The sequence below is a fragment of the Neobacillus nitrireducens genome (assembly GCF_030915405.1).
In the GTDB taxonomy this organism is placed as follows: domain Bacteria; phylum Bacillota; class Bacilli; order Bacillales; family Cytobacillaceae; genus Neobacillus.
On the sequence record NZ_CP133262.1, the window covers coordinates 783960 to 809248 of the forward strand.

At 37.9% G+C, this 25289-nt stretch carries 22 protein-coding genes, 1 pseudogene and 1 riboswitch; of the genes and pseudogenes, 5 read left to right on the forward strand and 18 right to left on the reverse strand.

Annotation, left to right across the window (positions count from 1 at the left end; genetic code table 11):
* Positions 1–225 precede the first annotated feature (225 nt).
* On the reverse strand, positions 226–1239 hold the full coding sequence (locus RCG22_RS03735) for a DUF3231 family protein (protein WP_308105787.1): 1014 nt from the start codon (positions 1237–1239) through the stop codon (positions 226–228).
* A 264-nt stretch (positions 1240–1503) separates the two neighbouring features.
* Here RCG22_RS03735 and RCG22_RS03740 point away from each other — a divergent pair, with 264 nt between their 5' ends.
* Entirely contained in the window at positions 1504–1980 is a 477-nt protein-coding gene (locus tag RCG22_RS03740) for a hypothetical protein (RefSeq protein ID WP_308105788.1), read from the forward strand.
* A 274-nt stretch (positions 1981–2254) separates the two neighbouring features.
* A complete protein-coding gene (locus tag RCG22_RS03745; RefSeq protein ID WP_308105789.1) occupies positions 2255–2551 on the forward strand; it encodes a hypothetical protein in 297 nt (98 codons plus the stop codon).
* Between the two features lie 335 nt (positions 2552–2886).
* Here the strand turns inward: RCG22_RS03745 and RCG22_RS03750 are convergent, their stop codons facing one another.
* Positions 2887–3828: a hypothetical protein gene (locus tag RCG22_RS03750; RefSeq protein ID WP_308105790.1), complete on the reverse strand. Its 942-nt coding sequence runs from the start codon at positions 3826–3828 to the stop codon at positions 2887–2889.
* A 577-nt stretch (positions 3829–4405) separates the two neighbouring features.
* Positions 4406–5647, reverse strand: coding sequence for a multidrug effflux MFS transporter (locus RCG22_RS03755; RefSeq protein WP_308107079.1), 1242 nt, complete (start codon positions 5645–5647; stop codon positions 4406–4408).
* A 331-nt stretch (positions 5648–5978) separates the two neighbouring features.
* On the opposite strand from RCG22_RS03755, the gene RCG22_RS03760 reads away from it, so the two are divergent.
* Positions 5979–8084, forward strand: a complete 2106-nt coding sequence (locus tag RCG22_RS03760; protein WP_308105791.1) for a LysM peptidoglycan-binding domain-containing protein — start codon at positions 5979–5981, stop codon at positions 8082–8084.
* Between the two features lie 122 nt (positions 8085–8206).
* Here the strand turns inward: RCG22_RS03760 and RCG22_RS03765 are convergent, their stop codons facing one another.
* Complete coding sequence (locus RCG22_RS03765; RefSeq protein WP_308107080.1) at positions 8207–10114, reverse strand: 3'-5' exonuclease; 1908 nt, start codon at positions 10112–10114, stop codon at positions 8207–8209.
* Between the two features lie 221 nt (positions 10115–10335).
* Between RCG22_RS03765 and RCG22_RS03770 the strand changes: the two genes are divergently transcribed.
* Complete coding sequence (locus tag RCG22_RS03770) at positions 10336–10722, forward strand: ABC transporter ATP-binding protein (RefSeq protein WP_308105792.1); 387 nt, start codon at positions 10336–10338, stop codon at positions 10720–10722.
* A gap of 248 nt (positions 10723–10970) precedes the next feature.
* Here RCG22_RS03770 and RCG22_RS03775 read toward each other — a convergent pair whose 3' ends face one another.
* From RCG22_RS03775 to RCG22_RS03790, 4 genes and pseudogenes are all read right to left on the reverse strand, one after another.
* Positions 10971–13400, reverse strand: coding sequence for a DEAD/DEAH box helicase family protein (locus RCG22_RS03775; protein ID WP_308105793.1), 2430 nt, complete (start codon positions 13398–13400; stop codon positions 10971–10973).
* A pseudogene (locus tag RCG22_RS03780) lies at positions 13393–13718 on the reverse strand (nucleoside triphosphate pyrophosphohydrolase). Before RCG22_RS03780 ends, RCG22_RS03775 begins: the two are co-directional and overlap by 8 nt.
* Before the next feature lie 131 nt (positions 13719–13849).
* Positions 13850–14692, reverse strand: a complete 843-nt coding sequence (locus RCG22_RS03785; protein WP_308105794.1) for an aldo/keto reductase — start codon at positions 14690–14692, stop codon at positions 13850–13852.
* Between the two features lie 133 nt (positions 14693–14825).
* Positions 14826–15677 carry a DegV family protein gene (locus RCG22_RS03790; RefSeq protein WP_098263063.1) on the reverse strand — a complete coding sequence of 284 codons (852 nt, stop codon included), beginning with the start codon at positions 15675–15677 and terminating at the stop codon, positions 14826–14828.
* Positions 15678–15928: 251 nt separating this feature from the next.
* Here RCG22_RS03790 and RCG22_RS03795 point away from each other — a divergent pair, with 251 nt between their 5' ends.
* Positions 15929–17272: an RNA-guided endonuclease TnpB family protein gene (locus RCG22_RS03795; RefSeq protein ID WP_308105795.1), complete on the forward strand. Its 1344-nt coding sequence runs from the start codon at positions 15929–15931 to the stop codon at positions 17270–17272.
* 384 nt (positions 17273–17656) lie between these two features.
* Here the strand turns inward: RCG22_RS03795 and RCG22_RS03800 are convergent, their stop codons facing one another.
* The 10 genes from RCG22_RS03800 to RCG22_RS03845 form a co-directional block, all read right to left on the reverse strand.
* Positions 17657–18088: a hypothetical protein gene (locus RCG22_RS03800; RefSeq protein WP_308105796.1), complete on the reverse strand. Its 432-nt coding sequence runs from the start codon at positions 18086–18088 to the stop codon at positions 17657–17659.
* A 42-nt stretch (positions 18089–18130) separates the two neighbouring features.
* A complete protein-coding gene (locus tag RCG22_RS03805) occupies positions 18131–18556 on the reverse strand; it encodes a DnaB-like helicase C-terminal domain-containing protein (RefSeq protein WP_308105797.1) in 426 nt (141 codons plus the stop codon).
* Entirely contained in the window at positions 18556–19032 is a 477-nt protein-coding gene (locus RCG22_RS03810; RefSeq protein WP_308105798.1) for a DnaB-like helicase N-terminal domain-containing protein, read from the reverse strand. Before RCG22_RS03810 ends, RCG22_RS03805 begins: the two co-directional genes overlap by 1 nt.
* Positions 19029–20036: a DnaD domain protein gene (locus RCG22_RS03815; RefSeq protein WP_308105799.1), complete on the reverse strand. Its 1008-nt coding sequence runs from the start codon at positions 20034–20036 to the stop codon at positions 19029–19031. The genes RCG22_RS03810 and RCG22_RS03815 overlap by 4 nt, the downstream gene beginning before the upstream one ends.
* A gap of 414 nt (positions 20037–20450) precedes the next feature.
* The gene (locus RCG22_RS03820) at positions 20451–21218 is read right to left on the reverse strand and encodes a TatD family hydrolase (protein ID WP_308105800.1); all 768 of its coding nucleotides are present in this window, start codon (positions 21216–21218) and stop codon (positions 20451–20453) included.
* Positions 21215–21955 (reverse strand): ABC transporter ATP-binding protein, encoded by a 741-nt coding sequence (locus RCG22_RS03825; RefSeq protein WP_308105801.1) that lies wholly within the window; start codon positions 21953–21955, stop codon positions 21215–21217. The genes RCG22_RS03820 and RCG22_RS03825 overlap by 4 nt, the downstream gene beginning before the upstream one ends.
* Complete coding sequence (locus RCG22_RS03830) at positions 21952–22719, reverse strand: ABC transporter permease (RefSeq protein WP_308107081.1); 768 nt, start codon at positions 22717–22719, stop codon at positions 21952–21954. The genes RCG22_RS03825 and RCG22_RS03830 overlap by 4 nt, the downstream gene beginning before the upstream one ends.
* Positions 22719–23009 carry a thiamine-binding protein gene (locus RCG22_RS03835; protein ID WP_098263068.1) on the reverse strand — a complete coding sequence of 97 codons (291 nt, stop codon included), beginning with the start codon at positions 23007–23009 and terminating at the stop codon, positions 22719–22721. The genes RCG22_RS03830 and RCG22_RS03835 overlap by 1 nt, the downstream gene beginning before the upstream one ends.
* 13 nt (positions 23010–23022) lie before the next feature.
* Entirely contained in the window at positions 23023–24018 is a 996-nt protein-coding gene (locus RCG22_RS03840) for an ABC transporter substrate-binding protein (protein WP_308105802.1), read from the reverse strand.
* A 148-nt stretch (positions 24019–24166) separates the two neighbouring features.
* A riboswitch (TPP riboswitch) is annotated at positions 24167–24276 on the reverse strand.
* Between the two features lie 48 nt (positions 24277–24324).
* Positions 24325–25206, reverse strand: a complete 882-nt coding sequence (locus tag RCG22_RS03845) for a Zn-dependent hydrolase (protein WP_308105803.1) — start codon at positions 25204–25206, stop codon at positions 24325–24327.
* Between the last annotated feature and the right edge of the window lie 83 nt (positions 25207–25289).

The window sequence follows — 25289 nt, forward strand, 5'->3', positions numbered from 1 at the left end:
TTAATAGGAAAACCCTCCTTGTTCCACTAACTTGCTTCGTTAGTGGAACAAGAAAAGGGATTGCAGTCCCCATCTTTAACTCTTGCACCCGTTACTTTAAGTACAACACTTCACAATCTGCTTCGTTAAGCAAACCAAAATAGGCGATGCCTTGTCAAAGCATCGCACCCTTTAGTTGAAGAAGAAACTCAGATGTTATTTACAATACGCACTACTTAATGCTTGTTATCTTTCAATTATTGCTTTCCGTTCTACCATTTGAGGTGGTTCTTCCATCCAACCGTTCTTAATCATAATTTTTGCACCTTCATGGGCATATTCGAAAATATCTTTCGTAAAAGCAGTATTTTTTGCTGCCAAGTCGTTCCGTAAACTAAAAGCTGTACCCACTGCATTGCCCCCCATAGAAAAACTGCAAAACATACTGATACAATACATCATGAGCTTATCAGAAAACGGTGCAACAGTTGAACGTGTCGCATGTCCCCCTGCTGTGGCAGGTATTTGAATACCATCTTCTAGAAATGTTTCACTCATCTCTTTTATAACACTTTTGGATAGTTCTGCTCCTTTTGCAAAAAATTTCACTACTTCTGCACTTTTAGCACATTGAGCAAAACCAATAATCATTTGTAAACCAGTAACATTTGATTCAATACCATGATAAATATAAGCAACTTCTATCGTGTTTAATGTTCGTTTTTTACCAAGTTTACCAAATGGATTCATTCCGGCCAAATAGTCTTTATCTTTTACGAACTCAACCGAGGTGGGCATAGAAACATAAGGAGAACGGGCAATCATCCCTTTTTCAATCAAATATTGTGTGCAAGAATTATAATATGTTTGGGTAATGGCGGTAAGTTCTTTGAAAAGCATGACAATGTCTTCACGATATGCCATGTTTATATTTAGGGTATGCAGCCCCATACTAATTTCCATAAGTAATCGTATAAACAAGATGTCAAAACCGTTATCAAAGAGCTTTGGAACATCTTTATTTACGTCTTCAGAAGAAAACCCGACTGGGATTGTAGCCCCTTCACTTGTAAAAATATTTGTTATTTTGCCAACATAAATGTCTATTTCATTGTATACATCAGTCATGATTTTTTTGGCTTTTTCGTCGTCAGCTTTTTCAATAAAGTATTCTAACATTCGCAAATTCATCGTTTTCTCTTGGTATGTAAGCCATAGAACTCCAAGTTCGGATGACGTTATCGCAGGTTTCTCAGGCATACTGCATTCCTCCTAGATTTTCTCTTCTTAATTTTGCTCAACAAATGATACAATATCCAAAAAATTTACGTTTTTTATCTTGGTTATTATAGAAAATAATATTTTTTCCTTTAGATAGAATATTTCAATGCAGTAATAAGGAAAATAAATTCAATTAAAAAATTCGATGAGGAAAATTAGAGGTCATTTAGATGGAAGGATGGAAGAACTACCCCACTTCCAAATAGATACGAAATAGTAAAAGAAAAGTGATAGTGAATATCAATGATAACAAAAGATGAGCTTGAAAAAATCCTTTGGAGTATTGCTTTACCTGGGTTTGCCCAAATTCTGAACAAAAAATTTTTTAAGGGATTACTTTTTATCGGATTAGAAATATTGATCAATGTCCAATCCAACTTTAATGATGTAATTATTCTGAGTTTTCATGGGGAAATTGAAAAAGCAATTGGACAAACGAATTACCAATGGTTGATGTTTTATCCTTGTCTTTATTTTTTTGCAATTTGGGATGCTTACAGTGATGCAAACGGTAAAAAAGCATCCTTAGCGTTTCTTCCGTTTGTGTTTTCCGCCTATTTAGTTACAGTAGGGCTTATTTACTCAGCAACATTTAAAGTAAACGGAATGTTACTCGGACCTATTTGGTTACCAATGTTGTCATTACCCATCGGAATACTGATTGGAACCTTTTTGAGATATACACTTTTAAAATTTATATATCGTGCCGAGGAAACTTAGGTACACTAGCTCGAAGAAATTAGTGATTCTTCAATAAAAGGAAACGCCAAAGGGTTCAATTGGCGTTTATTTTTTATTGAACTAACCTGCCCCGTTAGTGCCATAAGAAAAAGGCTGCCGCAGCAACCCATGTTATTGAAGTAAAGCACCCGTTAGCCATCCATGAAGCGCAAAAATCAGCGCTTCACCACAGAGAATGAAAATGGTCACTAACCGTCAATACTGATTCTACGGCTGGGAGAGGAAGGTCGCTTAACTATGGTGGAGAACAAACGTGAACAAAATACTCGTACTTTTAGCAACCTTTTCGATACTAATGGTTCTTAATTTCGGAGCAGCACATCTTTTTCAAGCCAATATTGTTGATTTAACTTTTCCAGTTGGAATACTTGGAATCATAATTACTGCACCGAATAATCCAATGACCGATTTATTTAACAGCCAAACCTACATGGAAGTTGAGGGAAAAAGAGGCACTAAATTTGGAAGAATACCAATCTTTGCTTCCGTTGCTTATACTTTATTTGCGATTATCATTACATTCTTTTATTACAAAAGCTATTTCATATAGTTTGAATAAACCTTTCTTACTGTGCTGCTATGATTAGCAGCACTTTTGTTTTAGAACGCATTTTGTGTCAAATATGGCTTTAATGAACAATTCCTTCCTCAACTAACCTGCCCCGTTAGCTTAAGTACATTTCTTCACAATATTCTCTATTACTTTATCAAACTTCCCCTAATTATCTCATTAAATGTTTTTCCACAAACTGTCCCTTAACAAAAAGAAAAAGCACAATTCTTGCTGCAGAATTGTGCTCAATTGTTGAAGAAGTTGTATTAATATTTTTTATAGGATTGCTAGTAATACCTTAACTTAGTTGGGAGTGCCTCCATTAGCATTGTTTAATTTATTTTCTTATTATCTTTACTTAGAACTTGAATTTCATAAGGACCAGGAAATGATTTGTTAATTTGTTTATAATGGAAAAATTCATTTATAAGTTCTTCAATACGTTTTCCATTTTCTTTAGCATTTTTATCTGTGCTGCTTATTTCAGTATTAACAATAATTGGATTCTTATCATCTATTATAGTTGTAGATTTAACTTTAAGATCTTTTATTTCTTTTAACCCTTGGTTTATTGACGGCATCACTTTCATTTCCCAATCTCGTTTTAAATTTGATTTAAAACGTATAGGAATATCTGTAACATTGAATCCATTTTCTTTAGCTAATTTTAAAAATTCTTTATGAAAATAATTCACTTCATTTGGATCTATAATTTCTTTGTTGTTTCTATAAAGCATTAAGTCCAATTGTACAATACGTCCGTCAGTAGCTGAATATTGGGTTCCCATCGAAACATTAATTTTATGAGTCTCTTTCATTATCTGAACTATTTCATTTAAAATCTTTTGTTCATTTTCTTGTCTTTCTGTCTGATTCGTTTTAGACCAATCAGCAAGAACTTTAACTTTATAATCCGTATATTTTTTTGCTTGCAAAACTTCTTCAATATTACTTTGAAGGTCGTCTTTTAAATAATTAAAATTTTTCTTAGAATAAGGTCTAATCATAAGAATGACTTCTTTCTTTGCCCGAGAAAGGGTTAGATCATAACCATCTGGATAACCTTTTTTCTTTAACACCTTTTTGTTGAAAGAAGATTCAATGGAATTTTCTAATTTAATGGTATCATAATATGAAATTAAATTATTTGAACTCCCTTTAGTTATGGTGTCATTATCAGATTTTTCCATTTTTTTATTTGTCTTATTTGATGTGCATCCTACTACCAAAAATAACATACTGAATAAAACGAATAACATTGATATTCTTTTCAAAAAATCAACTCCTTGAATAATTTACATTTTTACACAATATTGTTAACTATTATACTACAAAAAATAGTAGAAGAAACTATAAGAAAGCTTATCTTTTCTAGTTCAACTAAACTGCTTCATTAGTTTGAGTGAAATCATTCACAAAATGCTCTAAAACAGAGGGAGTTTATTGCGCAGTATTTGTCTACTACGTTATACAAGAGTTAATCTGGACCGTTTGCAGAAAAATGATCTTATTGAAAGTCAATCAATTTTTTATAACATTTTGATTCTCAAAACTATGATTTTATATCTTTTATCACCAGATAGATTGCATGGTAAACAGTCTGTAATTCTTTGGTACATTTTTTGTCATTCGGTGGTAAAAACTATGTCAAAGGTGGTACATTCCAATGTCAGTAATCATCAGAAGCTGTTACGTTGAAACTTGCGGAGTTGCTGGATAAGCAAAGCTCATAAATGAAGGTCAATATCTTTGCAAATTAATTAAATTTGCCCTTAATAACTAGAGCTGCCTGGACTACGGCAGCTCTTTAAAAGTTCCATTCAACATGTGTTCGCCATAAAACTTTTATTCTTAGATACTGGATTTCTTTACTGTGCACTGGTCATTGGATAGTTGTATCCCAAGCGTTGCATTGCGTACCAATACAAAATAGGAAAGGAAAGCCAGAAAACTTGAGCCTAAAATGATGGCGCCCATCGGAACGCCTGTATACGCCCCTGCTATTCCCACAAGTGGAGCACTTAATGAGCCAAGTAAAAATGGCAATAATCCTAAAAGGGCTGAAGCACTGCCCGCAATATGTCCTTGTGTTTCAATCGCTAAAGTAAAAGATGTGGTTCCGATAATACTGATGGAAGTTATAAAGAAGAAAATAGGAATCACAACTGCAAAAAGTGGTGCGTTTAATAGAAGAGCGATAAGTAAACCGGCACCGGCTAAATTAGCGATGGCTAAACCGATTTTTAAGAAAGTCCGCTCTGGAATGATGTCTGCAAAGCGGCCGACCAATTGACTTCCAATAATTAATGCTAATCCATTGGTCCCAAATAATAAACTAAATTGCTGCGGTGTAACTTCGTAAATATTCTGATAGACAAATGGAACTCCAGATACATAGGCAAAGATTCCTGCAGCAGTAAATCCTGAAGTTAGTGCGTATCCCATGAACGTTCGATCTCGGAATAAAGAACCAAAGTTGTTCATAATTTGTGGTAAATTGCTTGGAACACGGTTTTCTGTTGGCAGAGTTTCTTCTAATTTTATAGCAACAGTGAAGAGTAACACCGCACCCACACAAGCTAACGCAATAAAAACCCCATGCCAATTGGTAAAAGCAAGAATCCCCCCACCAGCAACCGGTGCAACAATCGGCCCGAGGTTACCTACTAATACCATCATCGTAAAGAACTTGGTAAGTTCCCTCCCACTAAAGAGATCTCGAACAATCGCTCTAGAGATCACAAGTCCGCCGGCAGCAGCAAAGCCCTGGACAAATCGAGCGATGATAAGGAAATAGATATTGGACGACACCGCACATGTGATAGAAGCAAGTAAGTACAAGCTGATAAAGATTAACAAGGGTTGTCGGCGGCCTTTTACATCACTTAAAGGACCAATCACCAATTGCCCTAATCCCAATCCTAATAAACAGGAGGTTAAACTAATTTGTACAAGGGAAGCCGTCGTATGAAAATCTTTTACAATCGTTGGAAAAGAAGGTAAATACGTATCGATGGTAAAAGGTCCTAACAGTCCCAGTGATCCTAGAAGTATGGCCAGCTGTATTCGTTTTTTTCCACTAGGTTTATTCAATGTCCATCGCCTTTCCCAAAAAAGAAGTATTTTTGCTCGTGCATTAATTTCGATTTCCAAAATAATAAATTTTATTATAACCTGAGCCATGCTCAGTGGTAAACAATTAATTTCCGTGGAAACGATTTCATTTTTCGCCCCTAGATGAAATCGAAACAGGAGGATGGTTCTGCACCGTCTCCCCCACCCCTTTTTCCAATGCAATAGGTTAAAAATAGAAACAAAAATTGTGCGTATTTAAAAAGGACCATTTATATATAGGCAAGTATCTATGCCTGCTTCAAAATGGACACATAAACTAACTACGAAACAATTCGAGGAGGATTTAAACATGCAAAGATTATTCGGAATGGGATACGGAGGGTATCCCGGTATGGGTTTCGGAGGTTATGGAATAGGATACGGCGGTTTCCCGAGAATGGGTTTCGGAGATTACAGAATGGGATACGGCGGTTTCCCCAGAATGGATTTCGGAGATAACAGAGTGGGATATAGCGGGTACCGGCCTATGTCTAGAATGATTGAGGTTACTTCATTTAATCTTTCGGCTTCTACCGTTGCCTTTCAAGGCAACAGAGTCCCTGGTTACACAACCATTCAGTTGCAAACCAATGTGCCAACGCGCGGGTATCTTCTTCTCGTAGGGAATGGCCTACAAACAAAAATTAATTTATCGACTTTGGCCTATAAAACCGTACACAAAGTGGATTGGGTGCCATGGGATGATACGAAAAAAGCACCTCTTCCTGCAGGTATATACCAAATCAAAGGATATTTAACAGACCAGGAATACAATCAAATGCAAGGATATCCGCTTGGGCAGCTCACCGTTGTCTCGGAATCAAATCCCAAGCCATTGATTGATGGTGTTTCTCCAAATCCAGCAGTGTTTTCACCTAAATACGGACTAACACAAATAAACTCAGTCCAAATTCCGTTCAACTTAAACCGTCCTGCTGAAGTTCAGCTGACCATTCGTAATATGAACGGAGATGAAATATATACCGGCAGCAAGGAAACCCTATCTCCTGGAAGCCATACAGTAAGCTGGAATGGCACAGATAAAACAGGAAGGATTGTAATGGATGGTAGTTATGAGATTGTTTTTAAAACTATCGAAACAGCATATAACTATCCTTCCACAACACCGTTAACCTGGCGATCGGGCACGATTACAATCAAAGATGCCGATTATTATATTCCGGTATCAAGATTAAAAGAAATTGTTACAGATGCTTCCTTCCAATCACCATCGTTTACTCCTGATGGAGATGGAATAAACGATAAGGTCACAGGACAATTTACACTGGCAGTACCTGCGAGATTATCCATTTATATCGCAAATGCTGCTGGAGCACATGCCGCTTTAGTTGTAAGTGAACAATCATTTGAAGCTGGTACTCACACGTTTGAATGGAATGGCTCAGACATCATGGGCGGAAAAGTACCAAACGGAAGCTACTACATCAAGTTGAATGTGATCGAAGGCCCAAATAGCGGCTATATTACGTTTCCTAGCGCTGTGAGGGTGCAAAACATGTACGAAATCAAACCGATGCAGCCAGAAAAAAGAGTACGCGTCATCAGCGAAACAGCAAAAATGAGTGTTGATCCTGCAGGGCAAGGCTATACTGCTATAAAAGGAGACACTTTCCCGCTTATGTCGGAAGCGATAGAGAATGGAAAATACACCGTTCTTGTTAAAGAAGGGGTCACAGGAACAATCAGTGTGAGTGACGTTGAACTTGTCACTGAACCGTCTTCGACCAAGCCAACGACTGATTATATAGTCGTTAGTGGTGATACGCTTTGGAAGATTGCATCCAAGTTCAACACGACCAGCTCTGAAATTGTTACCTTGAATAACCTTGATCCAAGCAAATATCTATATGTAGGACAAAAATTAAAAGTCCCTGCGTCCTCATCTCAACAACCCGAACAGCCAGCGGCAACCATATATTCTGTAGTATCCGGTGATACGCTTTGGAAAATTGCTCAAAAATTCGGCGTAACTGCACAAGCCATTGTCGATGCCAATAAACTGGATCCAGCTGCATACCTTTATATTGGACAAAAACTAATCATTCCAGGAGTAGTGCAGCCCGTATTGCCAGCGGCAACCTCTTATTCTGTTGTATCCGGTGATACGCTTTGGAAAATTGCTCAAAAATTCGGCGTCACGGCACAAGCCATTGTCGATGCCAACAAACTGGATCCAACTGCATACCTTTATATTGGCCAAAAGCTAATCATTCCAGGAGTAGCGCAGCCCGAATTGCCAGTGACAACCACTTATTCTGTTGTATCCGGTGATACGCTTTGGAAAATTGCTCAAAAATTCGGAGTGACGGCACAAGCCATTGTCGATGCCAATAAACTGGATCCAACTGCCTACCTATATATTGGACAAAGGCTTATCATTCCATCAAAACAGTAATAGTAATAGGTAAGCGGACGTTACGATCCCGCTTACCTTTTTCATTCGATTTAAATTTCATGCTGTTAAATAAAAAAGCTGAATGATAAGGACTTTATCAAACAACTTTTTTTCACTTTTATTTATTTTATATTTCCAATGCCACTTTTCTTCTGATGCCTCTCCAGTAAAATCCGGTCCAGATACTTTGTGAATTCAGATTCACCGGAATACGACAAGCAGAGATATTCCTTCGCCCTTGTCATTCCTATATAAAATAAAGAAACTTCTCTTTCTTTATCCTCTTCAAGGGGAAATGGCATGGAATCTACATTAACGATAAATACCGCTTGGAAATCGAGGCCTTTGCTGCTATCAATGGTACTTATTTTAATCTTTCCATCTTCTTTTTCAAATGATCGCTTTGAAACGTCATTCTCCGTAATCCAGTAGTTTGGCAATCCCAATTCCGCTAACGAGCGTTTAATAAGATCGACAATCGGATATTTATGGGTACGCTTCACTCGGTAAAGGATTAACATCTCTTCCAGAGGAACCTTTTTCTCTTCATTCAGCTTTTTTATTTGTCGAGCCACCAATTTCATTTCATCAAAGAAATTTACTGCTTTAATGATTCCTGGCTCTGGTCCTTTACGTTTGGTGCTTTGTGGAGCAATGATTTCACCATCCAGATTACGATTGACTACCTTATTCTTAAACATCGAATGCTCACGGTAAAAATCCCAAGCAAACTTAACGATTTGGGAGGTATTTCGATAGTTAATTGACAGCACCTTTGACCTACCTTGAAAACTTAAACCAGTATCCTGTACGTAGGAACGTTTTCGCCTATAAATCGTTTGGGCCCGGTCCTCCACCAATAATAAGGATTGAGTATCCGTATTTATAAGCAGGCTGACTAGGCGGAGCCAATCTGCATCAAAATCCTGCCCTTCATCTATCAAGATCGCATCATAGGAAGGAAGAATAGTTTCTTTCTTTTCAATCTTGTCGATAATACTTGATAGATTTTGCTCTCTAATCCTAAGATCATTCTTTAACCATGAATGAAAATTCCGAACGATAATGTTTTGATTACGCACGGCCTTTATGGTTGGGTCAAAATCAAATAAATCATCAGGCTCATTCATCATATGATTGATCATTTGCTGGATTGCATTGGACAGAGAAATGTTATAACAAAGGATAAGAATCTTCCAATCGGGATTTTGTTTCGCCAACATCTTCGCCCGGCTGGCCAAAATAATCGTCTTTCCACTTCCAGCCACTCCTCGGATCAATCGGTTCTTATCCCCAATCTGTTTCGCTAAATTCTCCTGATGCAGATCCATGGTTTTAATATCATGAAGAGAAAGCAGCAGTTGATCTTGGTATGGAACTGGTGCTTTAAATTCTGCACTAATCCGAACCTCTGGGAATAAGTGATACCGAATGGCATTAATGTCCTCCATCGAAAGAGATTCTTTTAAGCGGTATGGGACCACAAACATGTTGAGGATCTTCTCCATTAAAATTTCTTCTGAAAACTCATCTTTTTCAGGATCAATTTCATCTCTAGTAAAACAAAGATTAGGCTCAATAACAGAATACAATCCCTCTTTAATAAAGTCTTTGGAATACATTCGAGTAAAAACCACACCATGTCCGTATGGGAACTTTAATGAAAATTTATATTTCCCATCCAATTGAACAAGATTTTTGTCTTTTTTCAACATGTCTACCAGATGAAACATATTGTCTCTTGCTTGTTTCATTGGACTTTTAATGATGGCTTGATCACCAGAAGTCGCTACAATATGCCATTCTTCATGGTTAATTTGCCAAAGCGTATTTTTAGTATAATCCTTCACTTCCAACACCAAAATACCGAGATCTGGTCCGATAATGACAAAATCAGGTCGTCTTCCTTGGATTTCCGGTTCAAAGTACACGATATAATCATCAGGGAGATAGGTTTTTAGTGTTCTGAAAAACAACCGTTCACCCGTTGTGGCAGTAGATCTAATGGTCTCGGGAATCGTAATCGCCATAATAACCGCTCCAAAATTTGCATTTTTCTCCATTATACTACAATTAGTGCAATCGTCCTAAATAATTACAGGGATTTGCTATATTACCAAACTATTACAAAACATTTTTCTACTAAAATAAACAAAATTCCCCAAAGGTGTTGTTTTTTTCATATATTATTTTAATAATAGAATAGGAGTAAATTTTCATACATAGGACTTTAGAACTCAAGGGAATTGGAGTGAAAACATTGATTAAGGGTTTCATAGATAAATTATTAAAAACAACCCAAAAACCGCCGCAACCAGAGGTTAAATATGTTAATCATGCGGAAGTAGAGGCATTAGTGGAATTAAGGATTAAGGAGCATGCCGCATCACTTCAAAGGGCGACGAACAACCAAGAGGATCAAAAACAAACTATTGACCAAGAAGATTACACCCTAACCCAAAAGCAGATGGAATACGCCCTCTCGTTAATTGAAAAGATTAAGCCGGAATTAGAACTAGCAGTTGATCCAGCACAATTGACTATTAAAGATCTAAATAGATTAATTGCTTATAATCGTTATAAAAATAAGGGGACGCTTGTTAACTTGGTGAAAAAAGGAGTCCTGAGGAAAAGGTAAGGTTACACTGGAGCATATACATAAGGAGACCAAGATGAAAAGCTGTCCTATCTCGGACAGCTTTTTTGCAGAACTACAACTCTAATCCCTCTACTCCAACATTTTATTAGACTACTCAATTAATTGTAGTTGTTTAGTATTTTGATCATAATTGTCTTCTCTACGATATAAACTGGACACTGGATATGTAACTATGCAAATAGGACTGTTTATCAGATCTTAATTTACTACAGAAGACATCCCCAAACCTAATGTGTTTGGGGATGTCTTGCCCTCCGTTCAAAATGATAATGAAGCCGGTATTCACAAATTTCTTTTGTCCAGTTGTATAGAACTTTTTCATCTTCTTTTAGTACTTCAAAATTCAACCTAAAAATATCATTCTCAAAAGTAATTAATCCTTTAGAGCTGCCACTCCATTTTGTCATTGGCATCGTAGCTATCAGTTTGCTAACACCTTTTTCATCATAACTCCATAATTTTTTAGCACTTTTATCGGAAAAATCAATCCTTTTGCGGTGTTCTTTTTCCATTAGGAAATGATGAAAAAATGATGCAGCTTCTCTAGATGATATGGGCTGATTCCAATTCTCAGCTCCCCGCTCGAGCATCGCCAGTAAGATTACCATTTTATAGCTTTTTGCCATACCCGTTTTTTCTACTTCAACGAACCAATTTTCGTACCGGTTGTAGATTTCTATTTCCTGATCCGATAATTCATCTGCCCATTGAAGAAATCCAAAGTATGAACTAAATTCCTGTCTGTATTGAGGTGAATCGGAGTCACCCTTTAAGTGCAATTCCAAATAGGATGGCCTTCTTCCAAGATCTCTTTTTAGATCCATGTAGTCAATGAATAACTTCTCTCTACGAGGCTGTCGCTTTCGGGACATTTCTTTAAACAGGTTAATGACATTTACATCCAAATTTATTTCACAGTACAATGGCAGTGTAGGTTCAATAGTTCTAGTTTTCCCGTCATTTGATTGTGTATCGAATAGACTTAACTTTATATCTGCATTTCGATAATTCCCAATTAAGTCAATGATGACACACGATTCTTTACCTGGATGCAAACGGAGTCCCCGACCGATTTGTTGGGTAAAAACGGTTAAAGATTCAGTGGGTCTAACAAATAAAAGAGTATCGACTGCAGGTATATTAACCCCTTCATTAAACAGGTCCACTGTAAAAATAATGTCAATTTCACCACTTGAAAGTTGAGAACTAGCTTTAGTTCTGTTCAGACCCATTTGTTGCGAATGAAGACTACCGGTTCGATAACCATGATGATTAAAGTAATTTGATAAGAAGTCAGCCTGCCTAATGGATGAGCAAAAACCTAATGTCCTCGTTTGTTTATTATTCTCCCAGGCACGAAGTACTTTTAGAGCTAAATCTTCTCGTAACTGAGCTTGTAGTAATTCTTCTTCATCATAGCGATTACCCAGCCAAGGAATCTGACTATAATCGGTATCATCATATACACCGAAATATTGAAATGGCGCTAACCAGTTCCGATTTATGGCATCCAGGAAGTCTAAACGAAAAGCCACATTTCCATCACAAATCGCATATACATCTTTGTTATCATTACGATCAGGAGTCGCAGTAATTCCAAGAAGGAATCGTGGTCGGAAATATTCTAGAACCCTCTGGTAGGAATCAGCTGCAGAATGGTGAAACTCATCAATGATAATTAAATCAAACTCTTCTGGCTGGAAGATATTCAAATGCCTTTTCAGACTTAATGTATAAATGGAGGCAAAGATTGCATCAGCTTGGGCTTCATTTGTTTTTCCATTATAAATTCCATATTGTCTCTCAGGCATTATTTTCTTAAAAGAATCTCTAGCCTGATGAAGAATTTCTTCACGGTGAGCAATAAATAGGACCTTTTTAAAAGTTTGTGCAAAAAAGCCAGCCAAATAGGTTTTCCCTAACCCAGTGGCCATAACTACAAGAGCCTTATTATATTCTTCATCAAGAGTTTTGTTTAACTCCTCCAATGCCTCGACCTGAGCATATCTTGGTTGTATTTCCGCATATCCAACTGAGGGATCAAAAATTACACCTGGCTTTCCAGCAATCTCCTTCTTTACTGGCAGTATTAAATCTAATTCTTCAATCTCCGTCCACTTTTGAACTAAATTTGGATATTTCCGTTGATATTCATCATAGCTTTTTCTATATTCTTCTATTGTTTCTTTATTTAAAGGCACGGTTTGATCTGAATAGAAAATTTTAAGAAACTCAGATTGTGCATCGTCAAACACTTGCTGCTCATCACTAACCAACAGGTTCCATTCCACACCATTATGTAAAGCCGATTTTGATAAGTTAGAAGAACCAATAAACAAAACATCATGTTCATCGGATTGGAATAGGTATGCCTTAGGATGAAATGAAACACCATTACTTTTCCAAATTCTAATATTTATACTTTGATCTATTGATAACAGCTCTTCCAAGGCTTTTGGTTGTGTAATGAATAAGTAATCCCCGGTACAGATTTTAATATCGGCACCGTTTTCCACAGCCTTTTTTAATGCATTACTTAAGTAATCAACACCTGACTTCATAACAAAGGAAGCTAGAATACAAATCGTGTTTGCATCTTCTAGATTTTCTATTAAATGATTGCCAAGGTTTTTAGTGATCAGTTGAACCTTACTCACCTTCAACATCAATTAAGAAGATTTTTTCCTTAAAGCCCCCACGTTTTCCGCCTTCCTTTGTCGAACTTCTTCTAGCTCGCTAAAAGATGCTCCATGACACTCTGCTAAAGCATGGATTATTTCCAATAAATCAGCTAGCTCCTCAATCGCATCATTGTCATTTTCGGCATAAAGGTATTCGTCAAGTTCTTCACGAGTCTTATTTCTTAGTTCTTTTATGTATTCTTGATTGTCTAATATTTTTGTAGAAAACCTTTTTCCTGTATTTTCGATGATTTCTGGTATACGGTCTCGAACCAGTTTGTTGTGCACGGGCATTTAAGGTACCTCCAATATTGAAATAATACCTTTATTATATCGAACTTTGGAATAGATTAGGAACTATTAAAATGATAAACCTTGGGTTACTTTAGTACTTTAATGATTTTTGTACTACTTCAAAATATGGCTTAAAACTCTTCATAAATCGCAGGATCTTGATGGTTTATTCTGCCATCAGGGCGAGTTAATCCTGAAATCATGCTCATTTCTGATTCATTGAGGGAAAAGTCAAAAATAGATATATTTTCAAGCTGCCGTGCAGGTGATGATGATTTAGGAATGGAAATGGCCCCAAGTTGATAGTGCCAGCGCAAAATAATTTGTGAAATTGACTTGTTATGATTGTCAGCAATCTTTTGAATGGTATCATTTTGTAACACTTGAATTGCTCGAGCTAATGGACTCCAGGATTCCGTTGCAATGTTATTTTCTTCATGCCATTTTCTTTGTGTTGCTTGGTTGTATAAGGGGTGTAATTCGATTTGGTTTATGCTTGGTTTCGCACCTGTTTCCTTTTCTAAACGCTCCATATGTTCAGGTAAGAAATTACAGACACCAATCGAACGAATCAGTCCCGATTTTTTTGCCTCTATTAATGCTTGCCATGCTTCCACGTATGTATCCTGTTTAGGATTTGGCCAATGAATCAAATATAAATCATAATAATCTAGGTTTGCACGGTATAGCGATTCCTGAATGGTCGTAACTGCCTTTTCATAGGTTTGATAGCGACCTGGCAGTTTCGAAGTAATTATTAATTCCTCTCTTGGGACAGCGCTGCGTCGAACCGCTTCTCCAATCGTGCCTTCGTTTTCATAATTATAAGCTGAATCTATTAATCTGTATCCACTCTCCACTGCGCTTATGATTGAATTGACTCCTTCCTTCCCTTTCAGTTTATATGTACCCAACCCGATCACCGGTAACTTAAGCCCATCATTCAGTGTTATTTCTGGAATCAATTGAACCATAATGAATCACTCCTTTTGTAATGATTTAAGATTAGCACAATTTGGATAATATTCACAAAAGAAAAAGCACAGGTTCAATAGAAAACCTTGACCCGCGCTTCAGCATCTCATTAAGTTCCAACCATTAAATCCCCTAAATTTCTAATCCTGCTATTCCAATTCCGCCAGGCCCAGCGTGTGTCGATATCATTGCGCCCGCTTGAATCCATGTTACATTTTTGAAACCTGTTTCTTTTGCGATTTCATCCATCCTCTGCTTAATCTTTTCATCAAGTCCGATCGAGTAAATAAGATACAGTTGTTCTTTATCCATGTTGTATTGGCCCAAATAATCTCGGAAGAGTTTTTCCGAAACAATTTCCATTTTCCCACGATATTTTTTTGTTGAGACAAGATTTCCATCCATTAATTCAATACGCGGCTTAATTTTTAACAAAGCTCCACCAAGATAAGCTAGATTACTAACTCGCCCTCCAGCTCTTAAAAATTCTAAACTTCCGGGAACGAATGCCAGTCTGGATTTAGGAACCTTTGATTCAATCATCACTACGAATTGGGCAGGGTCAATGGACGGTTCATTCTCTAATAAAGTAACCGCATACATCACAATCGCTGTTAATCCACCTGTTACGTTCAACGCATCAATTAGAAAAATATCCTCCAATTCTTCCGTTGCAATGATCGCATTTTGAAAGGAAGAAGATGCCTTTGACGTATACCCAATATGTATGATGATACAATCTGGAAAATCGCTTTTAATCTTCTTGAAAAATTCAAGATACTCATGAGAATTTGTCGATGTTGTCGAGGGTATCTTTTTTGTCCGCTCGTAGTAGTCGTAAATATCCGTGACAGGTAACGTACCATCTAAGTAATCTTGCCCATCCATAATCACATGCATCGGAACTACTTGGACATTATGTTTATCAGCTAATTCTTCTGGTAAATCCGCACCACTCTCTGTCGTCAATATTATTCTTCTCATAAATATCCCCCACTTCTATATAAAAAGACTCTCAATACGTTTTATCATCTTCGGCAAGAAGACTCCATCTGATTTGTGTAACAGGCGCAAGCCCAACAATTCAGGTGGAGATGAATTGCCGTCAGCCGATAGGCTGAACTTTTTTTGTATTTTCTAAAATTTAAGAGCGAATGTTCGCTTTCTTCTTTCTAAATATAATATAATAAAATATAGAGCAATTTCTAGATTTAACCAGAAAGGTGGTGAAAACAATGACAAGAAAGAAACCAATTAAAGTCTTACGCAAGCAAAAGAAAAGTGAAAATATTCAACGATTCACACAAAAACAAAACATTGGACGAGCTAGCCTTACGGCTAAAGAATTTCGTCTACTTCAACGCATGACACATAGTTCAAAAGCTTTGCGAAATGTTGGTTTGTATACCATTAAACAAAGCTACTTAAATACAAATAAAATAGCAAGTGTTAAAGAAATAGACGCTGCCATGCAAGCGGATATAAATTATTGGGGCGTTCAATCAAACTCCGTTCAAGCTATTCGTAGAACTTTACTCTCTGATGTGAAGAGCTTTTTTAAAGCATTGGAACAATGGAAGAAAGCACCTGAAAAATTCACAGGTCGCCCTAAGTTTCCGAAGTATTCTGGTTCGACGGAAAAACGGATTATTGAAATCTATCAAGTTCCAAAAGTTGATAAAGACGGATGCTGGACAATTCCCATGAATGTGGAATTCAAAAAACGATTTGTTTCCATTAAAATTCGTATGCCGAAAAACTTATTAAATCAAAAAATCTCTTACATTGAAATCAAACCAAAGCAAAAAGGTCGGTTCTTTGAGGTACATTACACCTATGAAATACACAAGTCTCAAATGAAAAAACAACCTACGACCACGATAAACGCTTTGAGTTGCGATTTAGGTGTAGATAGATTGCTGAGTTGTGCAACAAACACAGGTGATACATTCTTGATTGATGGAAAAAAACTAAAATCCATTAACCAATATTTCAATAAAACAATAAGTAACTTACAACAACAAAATATTGAAAATGGACTTTCAAAACGTATCGTAACCAACAAAATGGCTGAACTTTGGAACAATCGCGAAAGCCAAATCAATGGTTTTATCTCACAAACCGTGGGTTTGTTGTTCAAAAAAATAAAAGAATATAAGATTGATACTGTTGTCGTCGGCTATAATGCTGGTTGGAAACAAGAATCTGATATGGGGAAAAAGAACAATCAAAAGTTTGTTCAAATACCATTTCAAAGGCTAATTTCTGCTATTGAGAATAAGTGTTTAAAAGAAGGCATTCGTTTCAAAAAGCAGGAAGAAAGTTATACCTCAAAAGCTAGTTTTCTAGACAAAGATACGATACCTGTATGGTCAAAAGACAATAAAACTCACTATCAATTTAGTGGGAAACGTGTAACACGCGGCTTATACAAAAGTAAATCAGATTACTGTATTCATGCTGACATTAATGGCGCGTTGAATACATTGCGAAAATCAGAAGTGGTAGAAATAGATGAAAATCTCAAAGTGAAAACACCAATCCTATTAAAAGTCCAAAAACGTAAGGCTGTTGCTTAACGCATAGCTTAGTGGGTGCGTCAACCATCCATGTGTACTCGTCACGTTTGTGCCGGGGCTTGTAGCACACGCCAGAGCAATCTGAGTGGTGGCTTCTACCGTAAGGAAGAACTGTTCGAAAGGATGGTGCAAGTGGGAAAACGAAAGTTCGTTGCCAGTACCAACCAAAAACTTACTTGGGGTGTTACCGTAAGGTGACATGATTTCTAGAGCGTCATTCTGTCTAGCAATAGACGAAAAGACCTAGATGTCTAACTCAAGCCCCCACTGAAATGATTCATCCCAGCGGGGGTAGTTGACGTTCTTCTCTACTATATCTTATAAGATGGCTTGGCTACACACATATCCAGAAGTATATATTAGTGTTTAAGTGGCCCCCCACTCTCACATCCATCCTTCTCTCTTAAAATACCCCGCTATAGCTGGAATACTATCGAATTCCTTCCTCATGTCCCGAAACGAAATCGCATCATTTCCTCTATCGAGCTGGAAATCTAGCGAATACTCGTGACAATTCAATGGGTTTTGATGGAATTTATTGAAATAATATTGGATGGCTTCTTGCTGACTAGCTGCAAAGATAAAGACAAAATCCGTTTGGTTCATCTTCAGTGAGTAGATACCAACTTTATGAAAACCTAATATATTGTTTCGAAACATTTCCCTTACTTTCTGATGATCTGCTTGTTCTAAATCTATTTTAGATATGTTATCATCTAAAGTAATTTTCTGCTCAGCAAGTAAATGATGGATGTAATAGCCCAAGGAGGCCTCTTCGTAATAGAAACAATCCATATAAAGCTCTTTAACAATCATGTGATCACACCTCGAAATAAGATATTTTTGGCTAAATAGCAGTTATACAAGCGTTGGACTTTCCTTCTGCTCCTCAATTCTGCCTGTATTCACGTTGTAATTGACAGGGATGCTACCTACTGGACCATTTCGGTTTTTCGAGACAATGATTTCAAGGGAATGATTGTCCGTTTTCTTGTTGTAATAGGCTTCACGATATAAGAACAAAATGACATCTGCGTCCTGTTCCACACTGCCCGATTCCCGGATATCAGACATCATCGGTCGTTTTTCGGCTCTTGATTCCACCGAACGATTTAATTGGGCCAAACAAATGACAGGACAATCAAAATCCTTCGCCATCGTTTTAAGAGACTTGGAAATTTCCGATACTTGTAAATGGGAATTCCCTCCATAAGCTTGACCCGATTGAATCAATGTTAAGTAATCGATAAAAAGGATCGGTTTCTTGTACGGAAATTGGCTCATTAACTTTCTGTTGCATTTCCTTGCGAGATTCGATCTTCCCAGGGTGCCTCATAGATATCTACCAATGCTTGGTGTAAGGATGTATGATCGTCCATCTTCAGTTGGTTAATTTTATCGAGTTCAGTAAGGACTTTCGCAATGGACCAATCATTCAGGGCTGCAAGCGTTAAGATACTTCTCTTTTCTCGTTCCTTCCACAAATCAAGAATCAGCTTCTCCATCCCGTCAAATTTCTCTAGATTTGCAAACGATAACAGCTCTGATAAGTAAGACATTCCGCCTAATGACTGGAGGTCTGGTAAGGTTGTAAATGTGATCAAATCGATATTCTTACCCGCTTGATTTAACTCTATCATTCGTCGCATGATTTCTTGATGCCTTGTACTTTCTAGCTGTTCCGGTTGAATAACGGTATCTTTGAGTAAATACTCCGCCTTTATCAAGGTTCCTAAAAACGCCTTTTCAGCGATACTCATTCCTCTTCACCTGCCGTAATGTCAAGTTTAAATCGACCTGGAATCGGTCTTCCACCAGGAACTGTTTCTTGTGATTGCCTATGCTTTGGTATGGACTTTTGGTTCTGGTAATGTGAATCAATATCTGCTACGGTCAGTAAAGATTCATTTTCCCAGTTCTTCAGTATCCCCATCACATAGTTCAGCCTTCGTTTGTTATTGGCACAAGCAATATTCATCGCTTTTAGAATCACCTCTTTTGGCTGTAAGAAGCTAGAATCATTTAACCAAGCTAACAGCTGCTCTTTCCCATTCATGTTCGAGAAACCAAATCCATTGTTGTCCCAAAACTCAATAATTTCTTTTACATCGACAAGTTTTTGGTTATTATGTAAGGTATCGTCACGATCTGGAATACTCTCCATTTGGGGGTAAAAAACTTCTTGTTGTTTTTCTTCTTCTCTTTCTTCTTCTCTTTCTTCTTCTTGTCCACGTATGGTATGTTGATTGGTCAACGTATCGTCAATTTCTTTCCAATCAAGAGTTTGATCGGTAAGGTTCTCATCTTGGTCATTTACATCCTTGCTGAAATTAACCTCTTCTGTTTTACCAAAAGATTCATATAGGCTGCGGATATCCTTTTTTAGAATCAACTCTGAAACATATTGAATTAATGAAGCATCCTTGACCGTTTTTAATTCGGAACCAATACAATCCATCATTGGTTTCCCCCCTTTATCAAAGTTATTTTCCCCCCAGTTTTTAATGGCCAGCTCTCTCGTTTCAGGATTGTAACGGATCAGCTGGTGGTGGGTGATGAATCGTTCCATTAATGAATGAACACTTTCAATCGAATAGCCCATATCAAAGGCCATCTGTTTTTTTGTAATTTGATAGATTCCAATTTGAGTACTACGCTGATTCGTTAAAAGATATAAATAAAAGTATCTGTCCTCTGGTGTCATTTCCTCCGAAACCATTGGATCCATCCAAAAATCCATACGCACTTTTCTAAACTTTACCATCCTTAACCACTACCCTTCTTCTGAATAATACCTTCATCTTTTATATAGAAATAACTGATTAAAAAGGACATAGAATTTTCATTAAGAAGTGAATATTTTATGACACCTTTTTATTACCTTGTCCGTTATGAAGACCAATGTAAAAGCCCCGTCCCGTACTTTTACAATAGCGAGATTAGCAGCTGAATGCGAATCACGAAAAATCAAATTTGAAGCCCATTTTAGGGTCAAAACGTCTAAAAAGGCCACCAAATTTGATTTTTGGTGGCCTTTTTTGATGTTTTGGTCATTTTTTAGCATTTTTTAAAATCAAGGTAATTTATTAACTATTTACACTGGAACTTTATGAATCCATTGGTTTCCTGTTCATTATTTACAAAAATAAAGAAAGCTACCAATGTTTGATTGGTAGCTTCAAGTTGGTATTTGGTAAAACCCTTTTGTGTTTTGATGTAAGACATCTGAAACTTCCTCAGCGGAAAGTTTCTTGAGCCGTGCGATTTTCCATATGGATTCCTCCATCATTTGGGGATGGGTCATTTTCCCTGCAAATGGACCTTCAAATGGCCAAGGACCATCTGTTTCAACCATCATACGCTCGATAGGATAGAAGCTGACAAGCTGCTGGATTTCTTGTTCATATACCACATCCGGGGTAATAGAAATATGGTAGCCGTTTCTTATCATTCGGTCTATTGTTTTCTGATCTCCTTTAAACCAATGAAAATGCGCTTTGGAAACAGAATATTTTTCGAGAAGGTCACAAACGAGAGGTGCATCATCGTAAACAGCATGAAGAACAATCGGTTTGTCCCATATTTTCGCCTTACTTATAAAAACTTCTAATATTTCAAGATAAGGAGCAATCGAAATCCCGCTCTCTTGCCTTAAGTAGAATGGCAGCCCCACCTCACCTACAGCAATCATCTCATCAAGGTGGTCGTCCATCCAATTTAACAGCTCGTTCAGCTCGTTTTCAGAAGGCAATGCCTGTTCTGGATGGTATCCAAATGCAGGTTTTACCTTTGGATATTTTTGTGAAAGCAACAGGTTTCTTTTACTGGAATCCATATGAAAGGATACAGAAATCAAGGCATCGATACGGGCAGAATCTAAAACAATCCGTTTGATTTCCTCATCCCTGTAGCGATCCAAATGGATATGAGCATCGATCATGTTCATTTACCTTCACCTACTAATTGGTAGTATACATCCCTTTTGCTTTGAATAAAGTTTTCATCTAGCAATATACTTTCGTGACGCGGCCTGTCAAAGGGAACCTCTAGGGTTGAAACCACCTTTGCTTGCTTACTAGAAAGCATCATCACTCGGTCGGATAAAAACAGTGCTTCCTCAATATTGTGAGTAATAAAAAGAATGGTCCTTCGATGTGATTCCCACATGTCCAATAACCATTTCTGCATTTCAAACCGGGTTAGCTCATCTAAAGCTGAAAAAGGCTCATCAAGACAGATCACTTCTTGTGGGCTCAATAAGGCACGGATAAAAGCAGCCCGCTGCTTCATTCCTCCCGATAGCATGTGAGGATAGGCGTTTTCATCATCAGAGAGTCCTGCAATCGCCAACATTTCTCGTGCTGCTTCTACGTCTTTTTTACCCTGAAGTTCTTGGCCAAGAAGGACATTTTCAAGGATCGTCCTCCACGGGAAAAGAGAAGAAGTTTGAGGCATATAACTAATAAAACCACGCTTGCCATTAATGGACTGGCCGTCTAATAGAATCTCCCCTTCATCTGGTGAAAGAATCCCTCCAATTAAATTAAAAATGGTGCTTTTCCCACTACCTGAAGGGCCAATAATCGAAACAAATTCATTTTTATGAATGGAAAAATCAAGGTCTTTTAGTACTTCCTTTTGCCCGAAACGTTTCGAAACGTTTTGAAAACGAAGATAGCTCATTTTTTCTCATCCCCTTTCGGCTGCCAGCGAATCACTCTTCGTTCCATAAAAACGATAAAAAAGAAAAAGAAGAGGCTTAAGAACATGATGGTAAAAATGGCAACGAACACCCGGTCCGTTCGAAAAGACGACGATGCGAATGTCATGAAGACACCGATTCCCTGCTTAGCACCAAGCCATTCAGAAATAACGGCACCCATTACACTATATGTGGCTGAAACCTTAAAGCCAGAAAAAATCGAAGGCATGGATGACGGCAGCTCCAATTTCCAAAAAAGCTGTGTTTTCGATGCACCTGCCATCCTCATATAATGCTTCAACTCTGAAGGGGTTTGGCTAAATCCATCCAAGGCGGCCACTGTTATGGGAAAGAAACAAACAAGGGTGATGACAATCATTTTGGGCAATAAGCCAAACCCAAACCAGATCACCAACAGTGGAGCAAGAACGATAATGGGAACATTTTGCGATAAAATCAACAATGGATAAAAAGAATCCCTTAAAACAGGAACCAGATGGAATAAAATGGCGACTGCCAGTCCAATCGATGCTCCAACTACAAATCCATATAATGAAATTTTAACTGTTGAAAACACATCTGGATAAAAATCATGCCAACCAGCAATGGCCTCTGTGAAAATCTTGGATGGCGGTGGAAGAAGCCAATCCGGCACTCCTGTTAATTTAACGACCATCTCCCAAATGACAAACAAAAGGAGGAGAACCAAAATCGGTCTCCACCCTTTTACAAGATTCTTCCTCATCATCGATATTTTCCCGTTAAGTCATCCATGGTAATCCCTGTTGGCTGATAAAGGATTTTCACTTGAGAAATGACATTTTTGCTTCCCATTTCAATCATTCGTTCATTCATTTTTGAAATCACCGTAAATAATTCGTGCAGTTCGCCTTCCATGGTTGTTTCTAACGGGTGTACCTCATATTTCACACCCGATTCAGCAATGACTTTAATCGCTTCATCAACGTATGGAATAACGTCCTCGCCATTCTTTGTTTTCGGAATGATTTGTATGCTGATTAATGAATTCGCCATGTCTTTCTACCCCCTATTGTTTTGGTAAAAATTCATTTGTAAATGCCTTTTTCGCATCTAATTTCTTGTCAAGAAGCTTATTCTCAAACATCCATTGGGCATAATTTTCCCAAATCTCTTGCTTTTGTATTCCCCATTCCTTTGCATCATCCTGATATTTCGGAGACAACCATTCTTGACTCTTCTTTACAAGCTTTGGATCTAAATCCGGTGCGGCTTTAATCAGGATATCTGCAGCTTGATCAGGATTTTTAATGGCAAATTCATACCCCTCGGCAGCGGCTTTTACGAATGCCTTAACCGTTTCAGGGCTCTCTTTGATCATTTTCTCGTTGGTTTCTAAAACAGGTGTATAGTAGTCCAGTTTGTCAGAGTAATCGGTTAAGTAAACCATATTAATTTTTTCCTTACGAAGCTCTGCTTCTACACCAGTCCAACCATAGTATATCCAAGCGAAATCGATGTCTCGTTTCACAGCTGTAAAAAAGTCCGTATCCCCCATATTCACGATTTTCACCTTATTGGCATCAGCGTTTTCCTTTTTCATGAGCGAAGTGATGACAGATTTTTCGACTGGCGAGCCCCAACCACCGTATGTTTTTCCTTCAAAATCTTTCGGAGATTGAATCTGTTTACCAACAGGTGAAGCGAATCCGGATGTATTGTGCTGAATCACGGCAGCGATCGATACGAGCGGCACCCCTTGTATACGCGCCTGGGTAATCGCTTCTTGGTAGCCAACACCAAATTGCGCCTTGCCGGAAGCTACTAGTTGGTCAGCACCGGCCTCACCCGGCATGATAATATCCACATCCAAGCCCTCTTTTTTAAAGAATCCTTTTTCTTTGGCAACATATAATCCCGTATGATTGGTATTTGGCGTCCAATCCAATACAACCGAGACTTTTTTAAGCGGCTGGGTTTTTTCTTTTGCGTTTTCTGTTTCTTTTTTGCTGCTACATCCAGTGATTAGAAAAACTGATAGAACTAGTACTAGCCATTTCTTCATGTTGAATCCCCCTATGTAAAAATAAAATTTAAAGCGAAACAAATAAAATAGACTGGAACCTCAGTGTTGGTTAGAAGGCAAAAAACTTGCTTAAACAAAAATAAAGCACCCAGGTAAAGAAACCTGAGTGCATATCAGCAAACAATTAATTGTTTAAGAATATGTTCCCTCCGCCGGTATCAACCAGATCAGGTTCCAAGGGTCATCGTCTCACGGACTAAATCTCAACCGGCATCACCGGTTCCCCCACATTTCATCGTATTCCACTTAATATTATATCAGTCAAGGCGGTCAATGCCAACTTTTTTATGTATTTATGCTTGTTTTTCCGACTGTCGCCACACTTCCGCTACTGTCCTGTGCGATTTTCTCAATCGCTAGTATACATTCCGCGGCAGCTGTTAACGCATCTTTTCTCTCTTTCATTCCGATCGTACCTGCATGCCCTGCTTCACCCATGATGGTTACTTCGGCCCATTCTCCACCAGAGATCCCGGTCACGATTCCAAAAGCTAAACCTTCATTTTCCAACACTTTTCCCTGTTCAATATGTACTTCAAGATAAGCTTTCACGTCGTTTTTACCTAATTGAGCTTGTTCGATAAAGTCTGGATTAATCTGATTAAAATATTCTCCAGCTAGACTGGCTTGTTTCATGGCCTCCAGATAGGAGATACCATCTTTATCTGTTGCTGAAGCTAAATTTTCCTTTAATTTTCCCGAACCCTCTGTCTCAACTAAGGCCGTACTGCCTACAAAAGCATAGTCAAAGCGAGCCCCTTCCTCATCGGTTAAGGATACAACCTTGATCGTTCTTTCCGGTTGAATTCCCTTTTCTTTCAAGGTACGAAGCACCTCAACACCCATTAGCACTCCCATGGCGCCGTCGAAACGCCCGCCAGAATTTACTGTATCCAAGTGGGAACCAATAAGAATGGCTGGTAATTCAGGATTTTTACCGATGATTTGCCCAAAGATATTCCCCGCTGCGTCCATATAAGGGGATAAATCTGCTTGTTCTAAAAGTTTTAGAAACCATTTTCGTGCTTCGATATCCTTTTGATCGAAGGATGTTCGAGTGACCCCCGCATTGTCCTCTTCTCCTATTTTTCCAAGGTCCATTAAAAGGTTCCAAAGACGGTTTGCATCAATCGTTACATTTAAACTCTCCATGAAATTTTCTATCATTGGTTGAAATTCTCCCTTCAATTGAATGGCCAGAATAGAGAAAATCCTGCTGTTTCCTTCCGAATAAAAGCAGGATTCCTCAT

Excerpts from the sequence above, each read along its gene's own strand:
- RCG22_RS03845 (WP_308105803.1), bottom strand. The coding sequence starts at position 25,206 with ATGATAGAAAATTTCATGGAGAGTTTAAATGTAACGATTGATGCAAAC.
- RCG22_RS03735 (WP_308105787.1), bottom strand. The coding sequence starts at position 1,239 with ATGCCTGAGAAACCTGCGATAACGTCATCCGAACTTGGAGTTCTATGG.
- RCG22_RS03805 (WP_308105797.1), bottom strand. The coding sequence starts at position 18,556 with ATGAGCCAATTTCCGTACAAGAAACCGATCCTTTTTATCGATTACTTA.
- RCG22_RS03835 (WP_098263068.1), bottom strand. The coding sequence starts at position 23,009 with ATGGCGAATTCATTAATCAGCATACAAATCATTCCGAAAACAAAGAAT.
- RCG22_RS03785 (WP_308105794.1), bottom strand. The coding sequence starts at position 14,692 with ATGGTTCAATTGATTCCAGAAATAACACTGAATGATGGGCTTAAGTTA.
- RCG22_RS03795 (WP_308105795.1), top strand. The coding sequence starts at position 15,929 with ATGACAAGAAAGAAACCAATTAAAGTCTTACGCAAGCAAAAGAAAAGT.
- RCG22_RS03830 (WP_308107081.1), bottom strand. The coding sequence starts at position 22,719 with ATGAGGAAGAATCTTGTAAAAGGGTGGAGACCGATTTTGGTTCTCCTC.
- RCG22_RS03765 (WP_308107080.1), bottom strand. The coding sequence starts at position 10,114 with ATGGCGATTACGATTCCCGAGACCATTAGATCTACTGCCACAACGGGT.
- RCG22_RS03815 (WP_308105799.1), bottom strand. The coding sequence starts at position 20,036 with ATGGTAAAGTTTAGAAAAGTGCGTATGGATTTTTGGATGGATCCAATG.
- RCG22_RS03820 (WP_308105800.1), bottom strand. The coding sequence starts at position 21,218 with ATGAACATGATCGATGCTCATATCCATTTGGATCGCTACAGGGATGAG.
- RCG22_RS03740 (WP_308105788.1), top strand. The coding sequence starts at position 1,504 with ATGATAACAAAAGATGAGCTTGAAAAAATCCTTTGGAGTATTGCTTTA.
- RCG22_RS03840 (WP_308105802.1), bottom strand. The coding sequence starts at position 24,018 with ATGAAGAAATGGCTAGTACTAGTTCTATCAGTTTTTCTAATCACTGGA.
- RCG22_RS03790 (WP_098263063.1), bottom strand. The coding sequence starts at position 15,677 with ATGAGAAGAATAATATTGACGACAGAGAGTGGTGCGGATTTACCAGAA.
- RCG22_RS03760 (WP_308105791.1), top strand. The coding sequence starts at position 5,979 with ATGCAAAGATTATTCGGAATGGGATACGGAGGGTATCCCGGTATGGGT.
- RCG22_RS03800 (WP_308105796.1), bottom strand. The coding sequence starts at position 18,088 with ATGATTGTTAAAGAGCTTTATATGGATTGTTTCTATTACGAAGAGGCC.
- RCG22_RS03810 (WP_308105798.1), bottom strand. The coding sequence starts at position 19,032 with ATGAGTATCGCTGAAAAGGCGTTTTTAGGAACCTTGATAAAGGCGGAG.
- RCG22_RS03825 (WP_308105801.1), bottom strand. The coding sequence starts at position 21,955 with ATGAGCTATCTTCGTTTTCAAAACGTTTCGAAACGTTTCGGGCAAAAG.